This window comes from Oerskovia sp. NPDC057915, assembly GCF_042887685.1.
GTDB lineage: Bacteria > Actinomycetota > Actinomycetes > Actinomycetales > Cellulomonadaceae > Oerskovia.
In genome coordinates this window covers 26,205-36,762 of the sequence record NZ_JBHVOS010000033.1, presented here as the reverse complement: position 1 = coordinate 36,762, position 10,558 = coordinate 26,205, and the positions used below count along the sequence as shown (strand labels likewise).

Here is a 10,558-nt window from a genome sequence, read left to right as displayed (position 1 = left end):
GGGCGTGTTTCTCCCGGGGGGGGCGTGTACCCCCCCGGGTTGTTAAACCTGCCCCACACGGGTCTACCTCGCGCTACGTCGCGGGCACGCCCCGGCGACCGTCGCCGAGGCGTGAGCGTTACTTCTTCTCGGCCGTCGCCTTCTTCGCCGGGGCCTTCTTCGCGGCGGGCTTCTTGGCCGGAGCCTTGCGGGCCGGGGCCTTCTTCTTCGCCGGGCCCGCCGCACGCTTCTCCGCGAGGAGCTCGATGGCCTTCTCCGGGGTGATGGACTCGGGCGTCAGGTCGCGCGGCAGCGTCCGGTTGGTCTCGCCGTCCGTGACGTACGCACCGAACCGGCCGTCCTTGACCACGATGGGCTTGCCCGACGTCGGGTCGTCGCCGAGCTCGCGCAGCGGCGGGGTGGCCGTGGCTCCGCGACCGCGCTTGGGCTGCTTGTACAGCTCGAGCGCCTCCTCGAGCGTGACCGTGAACATGGCCTCCTCGGACGGGAGGGTCCGCGAGTCCGTGCCCTTCTTGAGGTACGGGCCGTACCGGCCGTTCTGCGCGGTGATCTCGACGCCCGTCTCCGGGTCCGTACCCACGACGCGCGGCAGCGACAGCAGCCGCAGCGCGTCCTCGAGCGTCACGGTGTCCAGGCTCATGTCCTTGAGCAGCGACGCCGTGCGGGGCTTGGGCAGCGCAGCCTTGGCCTTCTTGAGCGCGGCCGCCGACAGGCCCTCGTCGAACTTCGGCTCGGGGAGCTGCTCGGTCACGTACGGGCCGTAGCGTCCCGCGCGGGCCACGATCGGGTTCCCCGACCCGGGGTCCGTGCCCAGGACGCGACCGTCGTCGGCACCCGCGGCGAGGAGCTCGCGCGCCTTGTCGACCGTGAGCTCGTCGGGGGCCAGGTCGTCGGGCACCGAGGCGCGCGGCGGGTTCTCGCCCTCCTTGACCTCGACCGAGAGGTCCTCGACGTACGGCCCGTACCGACCGACGCGGAGCTGGATGCCCTCACCGATCTGGACGGAGTTGATGTCGCGTGCGTCGATCTCGCCGAGGTCGTCGACGAGCTGGCGCAGCCCCTCGCCCTCCTCGCGGCCCGTGCCGTCGCCGAAGTAGAAACGGGTCAGCCAGGCGACGCGGTCCTTGTCACCGGCCGCGATCGCGTCGAGGTCGGCCTCCATCTCCGCGGTGAAGTCGTAGTCGATGAGCCACTCGAAGTGCTCCTCCAGGAGCCGGATCACGGCGAACGCGAGCCAGCTCGGTACGAGAGCCTGGCCGCGGGGCAGCACGTACCCGCGGTCCTGGATCGTCGAGATGGTCGACGCGAACGTGGACGGGCGCCCGATGCCGCGCTCCTCGAGCGCCTTGATGAGGCTGGCCTCGGTGTAGCGCGGGGGTGCCGACGTCGAGTGGCCGTCGGCCGTCAGGTCGCGACCGCCGAGCAGGTCGCCCTCGCCCATCTGGGGCAGGCGCGCGTCCTCGTCGTTGCGACGGCGGCCTGACTTCCCAGGGGTGCCGTCAGCCGCGTCCGCTCCGTCGTCGGTGCCCTCCTCGTACGCGGCGAGGAAGCCGCGGAACGAGATGACCGTGCCGGAGGCCGCGAACACGGCGTCCTGTCCGGCGACCTCCGCCTCGCTGCCGGCGACGGGCGCTGCCAGCCGCACCGACGCCGTCGACCCCTTGGCGTCCGCCATCTGCGAGGCGACCGTGCGCTTCCAGACGAGCTCGTACAGCTTGAACTGGTCGCCGCTGATCTCGCGGGCGACCTGGGCCGGCGTGCGGAACGAGTCACCCGCGGGGCGGATGGCCTCGTGGGCCTCCTGCGCGCCCTTCGCCTTCGACGCGTAGACGCGCGGCGAACCCGGCACGAACTCGGGCCCGTACAGCTCGGCGGCCTGGCGGCGCGCGGCGTCCGTGGCCTCGGCCGACAGCGACGGCGAGTCCGTACGCATGTAGGTGATGTAGCCGTTCTCGTACAGCGCCTGCGCGGTGCGCATGGTCTGCCGTGAGCTGAAGCGGAGCTTGCGGCCGGCCTCCTGCTGGAGGGTCGACGTCGTGAACGGCGCGGCCGGACGGCGCGTGTACGGCTTGGTCTCGAGGCTGCGGACCGCGAAGTCGGCCCCCTCGAGCCCGCCGACGACGAGCGAGGCGGTCTGCTCGTCGAGCTGGCGCGCCCCGTCGCGCGCCGCCGCGGGCTTGAGCTGCCCGCGGTCGTCGAAGTCTCGGCCCGAGGCGACCCGCGCCCCGCCGAGCTGGACCAGGCGGGCGTCGAAGCTCTTGTCGGCGTCCTCGGCGCTCGTGTCGGCGAGCGAGAACGTGCCGGACACGTCCCAGTACTCGGCCGCGACGAACGCCATGCGCTCACGCTCGCGCTCGACGACCAGGCGGGTCGCGACCGACTGGACGCGCCCCGCGGACAGCCCCTGACGGACCTTGCGCCACAGGACCGGCGAGACCTCGTAGCCGTAGAGACGGTCGAGGATGCGGCGCGTCTCCTGGGCGTCGACCAGGTGCTCGTCGAGGTCGCGCGTGTTCTCGAGCGCACGCTCGATCGCCTCGCGGGTGATCTCGTGGAAGACCATGCGGTGCACGGGGACCTTGGGCTTGAGCTCCTCGAGAAGGTGCCACGCGATGGCCTCGCCCTCGCGGTCCTCGTCGGTCGCGAGGTAGAGCTCGTCGGCGTTCTTCAGGGCGCGCTTGAGCTCCGCGACCTTCTTCTTCTTGTCCGCGTAGACCTCGTAGTAGGGCTCGAAGCCCTCGTCGACGTTGACCGCGAACTTGCCGAACGGCCCCTTCTTCATGTCGGCGGGCAGCTCGGACGGCTGCGGGAGGTCGCGGATGTGCCCGACGCTCGACTCCACCTCGAAGTCGTCACCGAGGTAGCCCTGGATCTTGCGTGCCTTCGTGGGGGACTCCACGATGACGAGCTTGCGACCTGAGGACATCCGTTCCTGCTTTCCGTTGCTGCTGGTGTGGCTCGTGCCCGGAGCGATCTCCGGGTGGGCCGAGGTGCTGAGGTGGGGTCCGGCGTCGGGCTGGGGCATGGCCCACGACCCCACCGTCCCGTTCCCACCGGCAGCCTATGACGTTACGCCACTCGCGCCAGGCGGCACCTTATCCGTTGTGGACAGCCCCAGTGGCCGGGGCTCGCGGTCGTCGTGGGCGCAGGGCCCCGCGGACCGTGGCCGGGTCTGCGGGCGGTCGCGTCACCTCCGTGAAGGGCGCGACGTCGCCTGGCGGAGCAGGAGGAGCAGGGCGAACGAGACCGCCGTCGCGGCGACCACCCCCAGCGCGCCCCCGACGTACGCCGTGGTCTCCGCCAGGTCGGACATGCCCCAGCTCGCGGGGTAGACCTCGCGCAGGCACCACGCGGCCCCGAGCGCCGCCGTGACCCCGCCCGCGAGGAGGAGGACCGACACGACGACCGACCCCGGGTAGGCGCCGCTCCGGCCGGCCGGGAGCTCGTCCAGGGCCGAGGTCGGCGTGAACGCCAGGACCAGGGCGCCCCAGGCGAGGACCACCAGCAACGCAGCGACCACGTCGCTCGGGCGGTGCCACTTGCCCACGAGCGTCGAGATGCCCGTGGCCGCCGTGTACGTGCCGCCCAGGAGCGCGACGACGGGACGGTAGCCGCGCGGCACCGCCATCAGCAGGGCGACCGACACCGAGCCGGCGACCGTCGTGTGACCGCTCGGCAGGCTGTTGCCGTTCCACCCGCCGATGAGGTCCGGGCGGTCGAGGAAGACCTTCTTCGTGAGCTGCGTCGTGACGTTGGCCCCCACGACGAGGAACGCGACCTGGACGGCCAGGCCCCACCGACGTCGCAGGAGGGCGATGCCCATCGCGGTCCCCAGCCCGAGGACGACGAAGGACACCGAGACGACGTCCAGCACGGGAGACGCGAACGACCACAGCGCCCCCTGCCCGTAGTCGGCGCCCGTCAGTGCCGCCTGGTCGAGGTGCTGCCCCTGCTCGGTGGTCACGAAGTAGCTCCACACCTGCCACGCGAGGACGATCGCGGCGACCGCGGTGAGCCCCGCCACGACCCGGGCCGTCACGTTGGTCGCACCCCCGCTCGGCGCGTGCACGGGGCGCGCGCCGACGGCCCGCGGGGGCGCCGTCGGGCGTGCGGTCGGCTGCGTCGTCGAAGGAGGAGGGAAGCTCACCCGTCCACCGTAGGTCACCGCGTGTGGGGATCCGGCAAAGAGAACGGGCAGGTCAGGGCGTGGCGGTGGGTGGTCTTTCACACGTTCGGCCGGGAGCCGCCCACGACGAGCAGGAGCCGGCCGGCACCCGACGCGGGGTGCCGACCGGCTCTGCTCGCGGGGCCGACCGGGCGTCCCCGCGGCCAGGGGATCATCGACCCTGGCGGCCCGTGCGCGTCGCTCAGACGCGCAGCTCCGTGGGGACCTCGCCGTGCCCGTCGTGGAGCAGGCACGCGACCGACCGTCCCGGTTCGCCGACGCCGGGCAGCCCCAGCGACGTGGGGCCGAGGCCCGGGTGGATCTCGGCGCACGCGTCCATGACGTGCGCGCAGCGTGGCCGGAACGGGCACCCGCTCGGGAGCGCCTGGAGGTCGGGCGGCGAGCCCGGGATGCCGACGAGCGGGCGCTTGGGCCCGTGCAGGGGCGGGAACGAGTTGAGCAGCCCGTGCGTGTACGGGTGGCGCGGTCGCCGGTAGACGTCGCTCGCGGACGCCTGCTCGACGATCTCGCCCGCGTACATGATCGCGATCCGGTCGGCGACCTCGATGAGCAGGGACACGTCGTGCGTGATGAACACGACCGAGAAGCCCAGGCGGTCGCGCAGCTCGATGATCTGCTCGACGATCTGGCGCTGCATGACGACGTCGAGCGCCGTGGTGGGCTCGTCCATGATGAGCACCTTGGGCTCGAGCGCGAGCGCCATCGCGATCATGACGCGCTGGCGCATGCCGCCCGAGAGCTGGTGCGGGTACGCCGAGATGCGGTCCGTCGCGATCCCGACCATCGACAGCAGCTCGGCGGCCCGATCGTTGCGGTCGGTGCGCGACATGCCGGGGCGGTGCGCCGCGATCGCGTCGGTGAGCTGCTTGCCGACCCGGTAGACGGGGTTGAGCGAGTTCATGGCGCCCTGGAACACGATCGCGGTGTCCTGCCAGCGCGAGCGCCTCAGCTCCTTGTCGCTCATGCGCAGGATGTCGACGGGCTCGTCGCCCGTGCTCCCCACACCCCCGTGGAACAGGACCTCGCCGCCCGTGATGAGGCCGGGCGGGGGCAGGAGGCGCGTCGCGGCGTAGACGAGGGTCGACTTGCCGCAGCCCGACTCGCCCGCGATCCCCAGGACCTCGCCCTCGTGCAGCGTGAGGTTCACGCCGCGCAGCGCGCGCACGGGCTCGGGGCCGTAGCCGTAGGCGACGTGCAGGTCGCGGATCTCCAGCACGGGCCTGCCGGTCCCGGTGGGGGCCCCGGCAGGTGGGAGGTCGGTGACGGTCATCGGGCGTTCTCCTTGCGTGCGGTCGTGCCGTCGGTGTCGCGGTCGTCGCGCGTGCTCCCCGGGGTGTCCGGCCCGCCCGGGGCGGGCGTCCCCTTCCCCGTGCCCGACGGCGTCGCACCGGTCGGGGTGGGCGGCGCACCCGGGCGCGTGGCGCCGTCGGGCCTGGTGGTGGGCGTGCCGGCCGTGGCGGGAGCTCCCTCGCGGACCACGGCAGTGAAGCCGATGCGCGGCGAGATGCGACGCCTGCGCAGCGCGCGCGGGCTCGCGCCCGTCGAGCGCAGGCGCGGGTTGACGAACTCGTCGATCCCGAAGTTGATGAGGGTCAGCGCCATGCCGAGCATCGCGATGCACAGGCCCGCCGGGACGAACCACCACCACGCGCCGCGCGAGAGGGCCTGCTGCTGCTCGGCCCAGAAGAGGATCGTGCCCCAGTTCCAGTCCGAGATCGACGTGACGCCGATGAACGCGAGCGTCGTCTGCATGAGGATCGCGAACGTCACGGTGCCCACGAAGCTCGACGCCATGATGGCCGTCAGGTTGGGCAGGGTCTCGAACCACACGATGCGCCACGTCGACTCGCCGTTGGCGCGCGCGGCCTCGACGAAGTCTCGCCGGCGCAGCGACAGGGTCTGGGCGCGCAGGATGCGCGCACCCCACGCCCAGCTCGTCGCGGCCAGGATGAGCGCGACCGTCAGGCCGCCCGCGTCGGGGAGCTGGCCCGCGACGATGATGATGAGCGGCAGCGCCGGGATGACGAGGAAGATGTTGGACAGCGACGAGAGCAGCTCGTCGCTCACGCCGCCCAGGAAGCCCGCGCTCACACCCACCAGGATCGACAGGAGCGTCGCCCCGATGCCCGCGACGAACCCGACGATCATGACGCCGCGCGTGCCCACCAGGATCTGCGAGTACACGTCCTGGCCGACGTGCGTGGTGCCGAGCCAGTGCGCGGCGCTCGGGGGCTGCAGGACGTCGGGCGACATGGCGCTGGGGTCGTAGGGGGCGATCCACGGGCCGACCACCGCGAGGATCGCGAAGAAGCCCAGGATCGCGAGCCCCGTGAACGACTTGCCGTTGCGCAGGAACAGGAGCTTCTGCTTCTTGCGGGACCCCTTGCGGCGCTTGGGCACCTCGGGGGCGAGCGGCTCGGAGCCGGTGTCGAGCTGGGCGTGGTCCATCTGGACGGGGATGCCGGTCATCTTTCTCAGCCCTCCTGTCGGGTGCGCGGGTCGAGGACCACGTAGGCGAGGTCGGCGAGGATGTTCGCCACGAGGACGGACAGCGTGATCATGAGGAAGATGCCCTGCATGAGGGGGTAGTCGTGCGCGCCGATCGCCTGCAGGAGCGTGAAGCCCACGCCCTGGTAGGAGAAGACCTTCTCCATGACGAGCGTCCCGGACACGATGAAGCCGAGGGACAGCGCGAAGCCCGAGACCTGCGGCAGGATCGCGTTGCGGGCCGCGTACCCGAACATCACGCGACGCTCCGACAGGCCCTTGGCCTGCGCGACCGTGACGTAGTCCTCCGAGGTGACCGTGACGGTCATGTTCCGCATGCCGAGGATCCAGCCCGCGACCGAGGACAGCACGATCGTGATCGCGGGCAGCGTGCCGTGCCGGATCACCGATCCGATGAACTCCCAGCTCCACCCGGGCACGAGCCCCGGCTGGTAGGCGCCCGACGACGGGAAGATCGACCACGTCACCGAGAAGAGCATGATCGCGACCAGGCCCAGCCAGAAGTACGGCACGGACGAGAAGAAGGTGGTGACGGGAAGGAGGCCGTCCGCCCAGGACCCGCGGCGCCAGCCGATGACGACGCCCAGGAACGAGCCGAGCACGAAGCTGATGACCGTCGCGATGCCGACCAGGCCGATGGTCCACGGCAGGGCCTGCGCGATGACCTCGCTCACGGTGCTCGGGAAGAGCATGATCGACAGACCCAGGTCGCCCGAGAAGAGCATCTTCCAGTAGTCGACGTACTGCTCCCAGAGCGAGGCACCGCTGTCGAGCCCGAACAGGACGTACAGCGACTCGCGGGCCTCGGAGCTGATGCGGCCCTGGTTCTTGTTGATGAAGGACGACACCGGGTCGCCGTCCATCATGCGCGGGATGAAGAAGTTGATCGTGATGGCCGCCCACGCGGTGATCACGTAGAAGACGATGCGTCGCAGGAAGTACTTCATGCCGACACCCCCACTCGTGCAGCGCCGAGCACGGGGAGCAGGTCCCGCTCGGCAGGATCGACGTCGGACGCTCCCACGTAGCCCCAGCAGGCGACCTTGCGGCCGTCGCCCACGGGCACCAGGCCGGGGACCGTGCTCCGGCACAGGTCCGTCGCGAACGGGCAGCGCGGGCTGAAGCGGCAGCCCTCGGGCGGGCGGACCATCGACGGTGGTTCGCCGTTCGCACCCGTGCGGTCCTGCGCCGCGAGGTTCTCCGGGTCCGGCGCGGAGCGCACCAGGAGCTGGGTGTACGGGTGCGCAGGCTCCTGCGTCACGAGCTCGCTCTCGCCGTGCTCGACGATGCGGCCCGCGTACATCACCCGGGTCTCGTCGGCGAAGTACCGGGCCGAGGCGATGTCGTGCGTGATGTAGAGGATCGCGATGCCGAGGCGGTCGCGCAGGTCCTTGAGGAGGTTGAGGATGCCGATGCGGATCGACACGTCGAGCATCGAGATGGGCTCGTCGGCGAGCAGGACCTCGGGATCGGCGGCCAGGGCGCGCGCGATCGCGACACGCTGGCGCTGCCCGCCCGAGAGCTCGTGCGGGTACTTGTCGACGTACCGCTCGGGCTGGAGCTGCACCCGGTCGAGCAAGGCCTCCAGGGCGTCCTCGAGCGCCTTGCCGCGCAGCTTCGGCTGGTGGATCCGCAGCGAGCGCGTGAGCGTGTAGCGGATCGTGTGGACCGGGTTCAGCGAACCGAACGGGTCCTGGAAGATCATCTGGACGCGCCGGCAGTACCGGCGGAAGGCCCGGCCGCGGTGCGCGGTCACGGGCTCGCCGTGCAGGAGGATCTCGCCCGACGTCTGCGTGTACAGGCGGGCGAGGAGCCGGGCGATGGTCGACTTGCCGGAACCGGACTCCCCCACGAGCGCGACGACCTGGCCGCTGCGCAGCGAGACGTCGACCCCGTCGACCGCGTGCACGACGGCGTGGGACCGCAGCCCCTTGACGGGAAAGTGCTTGGTGAGCCCGCGGGCCTCGAGGACGGGCGCGTCGGGCGGGGGCGCAGGGGCGTGGTGCGTGTCGGAACTCATGGGTGAACCTGACTGCTGGGGGGGAACGGGGGGCGCCTGCATCAAGCACCGGCCACGTGTGCGGCATGGGGAGCGAAGGACGCGCTGCGCAGGCAGGAGTGGTGGGGAGGAACGGCCGGATGGTAGGCCCGGCCACGCCCCTCCCCACCACTCACGAGACGATCAGGAAGCCGGCTTCAGCTTCGTGAGGATCAGCGACGCGTTCGCCGTCGTCGGCTGCGGGTTCGCGTACGGGTCCTCGTCCGAGGGCCAGCCCACGAAGTTCTTGGTCGAGTACTGGGCCGCGGCCGGGCGTCCGAGGAGCGCGATGGTCGGGACCTCGTCGACGAAGACCTGCTGGACGGTCTCGAGCGCCGCGGTACGGGCCGTCTCGTCCGTGGCGTTGGCGTACGTGGCCAGGGCTGCGGTCGCCTCGTCGTTCTTGAAGCGGCCGAAGTTCCAGTTGGCGCGCTCGCCGAGCGGCATGTACTGGGCGCCGTCCATCTGGTTGGAGTAGGTGTCCCAGGGGGTCGCGCCGCCGTCGGTCCAGTGCATGGAGGCCTGGAAGTCACCTTCGGCGATCGCGGTGAACCATGCGTCGGCGTTCTGGCCCTCGACGGTGGCGTCGATACCGAGGGGCTTGACGGCGTCGGCGACCATCTGGAGCTCGGTCAGGTAGTCGGACCAGCCCGTGGGGTTGGTGAGCGTGAACGTCACGGCGTTGCCCTCGGGGTCCTTGAGGGTCGTGCCGTCGAGGGTGTAGCCGGCGTCGGCGAGGACCTTCTTGGCGCCGTCGACGTCGACCGCGTACTTCTTGCCCTGGAAGGGCGCGGTGATGAAGTCGGCGCCTGCGGGCTCGGGCATGCCCGTCACGTTGAGCAGGGGCGGGAAGACGCCCGAGGACGCGAGGTCGGAGATCTGCTGACGGTCGAGGACCATCTGGACGGCCTTGCGGACGGCGACGTCGTCGAACGGCTCGGTCTCGGTGTTGAGGAAGAGCGAGTCGACGCCGAGGCCCGTGGGTGCCCACTGGTTGTTCACGTCGGGGTTCGCGTCGATGTAGACCTTCTGGTAGTCGGGGATGAAGGTCCATCCCCACTGCGCCTCGCCCGAGACGAGGGCGTTGGTGAGGGCGTTGTTGTCGTTGTAGGAGCTGTAGCGCAGCTCCTTGACGCCGAGCTCGCCGCCCCAGTAGTCGTCGCGCGCGGTGAGGGTCGCGGCCTGCGCGGTCCAGGACTTGAGCGTGTACGGGCCGGTGCCGACGGGCTCCTCGTTGGTCCAGGTCGTCGGGTCGTCGACGTCCTTCCAGATGTGCTCGGGGACGATGAAGAGCTGGAGGATCTGAGCCTGCTTGACGAACTGGCCCGCGGTGAACGAGACCGTGACCTTGTTGCCGTCGACCGCGATGTCGCCGAAGGGCAGGGCGAACGTGTTGAGGCCCTCGTTGTCCTTGCGGATCTGGAACGAGTAGGCGATGTCGTCGGCGGTGAAGTCCTCGCCGTCGGACCACTTGACGCCGTCACGGGCCGTGAGGGTGAGCTGCGTGTAGTCGGCGTTCCACTCCCACTCGCTCGCGAGCCACGGCGTGGGGTCCTCCGAGGGCCGCACGGTGTTGACCTGGGCGAGGGGCTCGTAGATCGCGAACGCGTAGCCGAGCGACATCGCCGAGGACGTGTTCGCGAAGGGGTTGGAGTTGTCGGTCTGGGGGCCGTTGGGCATGCCGATCGTGAGCACGTCCGAGCTGGCTGCCGACGAGGTGCCCCCGTCGCCGCTGCCGCCGCTGCACGCGGTGGCTACCAGGGCGAGCGACGTGAGCCCGATGATCGCCGTGCTGATCCTGCGCTTGTTCATGAGTGCCTCCTTGC

Annotated in this window: 7 protein-coding genes; all 7 read right to left on the bottom strand. The window is 71.0% G+C overall.

Going from position 1 to position 10,558, the window contains the following annotated elements; genetic code table 11:
• Window positions 1–118 precede the first annotated feature (118 nt).
• The 7 genes from topA to ACFVQ3_RS17875 all read right to left on the bottom strand — a co-directional run bounded on the left by topA (window position 119) and on the right by ACFVQ3_RS17875 (window position 10,544).
• Entirely contained in the window at window positions 119–2,926 is a 2,808-nt protein-coding gene (gene topA / locus ACFVQ3_RS17905) for a type I DNA topoisomerase (protein WP_387641958.1), read from the bottom strand.
• A gap of 261 nt (window positions 2,927–3,187) precedes the next feature.
• Entirely contained in the window at window positions 3,188–4,147 is a 960-nt protein-coding gene (locus ACFVQ3_RS17900) for a phosphatase PAP2 family protein (protein ID WP_387641955.1), read from the bottom strand.
• Window positions 4,148–4,367: 220 nt separating this feature from the next.
• The gene (locus ACFVQ3_RS17895; RefSeq protein ID WP_387641953.1) at window positions 4,368–5,456 is read right to left on the bottom strand and encodes an ABC transporter ATP-binding protein; all 1,089 of its coding nucleotides are present in this window, start codon (window positions 5,454–5,456) and stop codon (window positions 4,368–4,370) included.
• Window positions 5,453–6,655, bottom strand: a complete 1,203-nt coding sequence (locus tag ACFVQ3_RS17890) for an ABC transporter permease subunit (RefSeq protein ID WP_387641950.1) — start codon at window positions 6,653–6,655, stop codon at window positions 5,453–5,455. Before ACFVQ3_RS17890 ends, ACFVQ3_RS17895 begins: the two co-directional genes overlap by 4 nt.
• A gap of 5 nt (window positions 6,656–6,660) precedes the next feature.
• Window positions 6,661–7,641 carry an ABC transporter permease gene (locus ACFVQ3_RS17885; RefSeq protein WP_387641947.1) on the bottom strand — a complete coding sequence of 327 codons (981 nt, stop codon included), beginning with the start codon at window positions 7,639–7,641 and terminating at the stop codon, window positions 6,661–6,663.
• Window positions 7,638–8,714: an ABC transporter ATP-binding protein gene (locus tag ACFVQ3_RS17880; protein ID WP_387641945.1), complete on the bottom strand. Its 1,077-nt coding sequence runs from the start codon at window positions 8,712–8,714 to the stop codon at window positions 7,638–7,640. The genes ACFVQ3_RS17885 and ACFVQ3_RS17880 overlap by 4 nt, the downstream gene beginning before the upstream one ends.
• A gap of 162 nt (window positions 8,715–8,876) precedes the next feature.
• Entirely contained in the window at window positions 8,877–10,544 is a 1,668-nt protein-coding gene (locus tag ACFVQ3_RS17875; RefSeq protein WP_387641942.1) for an ABC transporter substrate-binding protein, read from the bottom strand.
• Window positions 10,545–10,558: the final 14 nt, after the last annotated feature.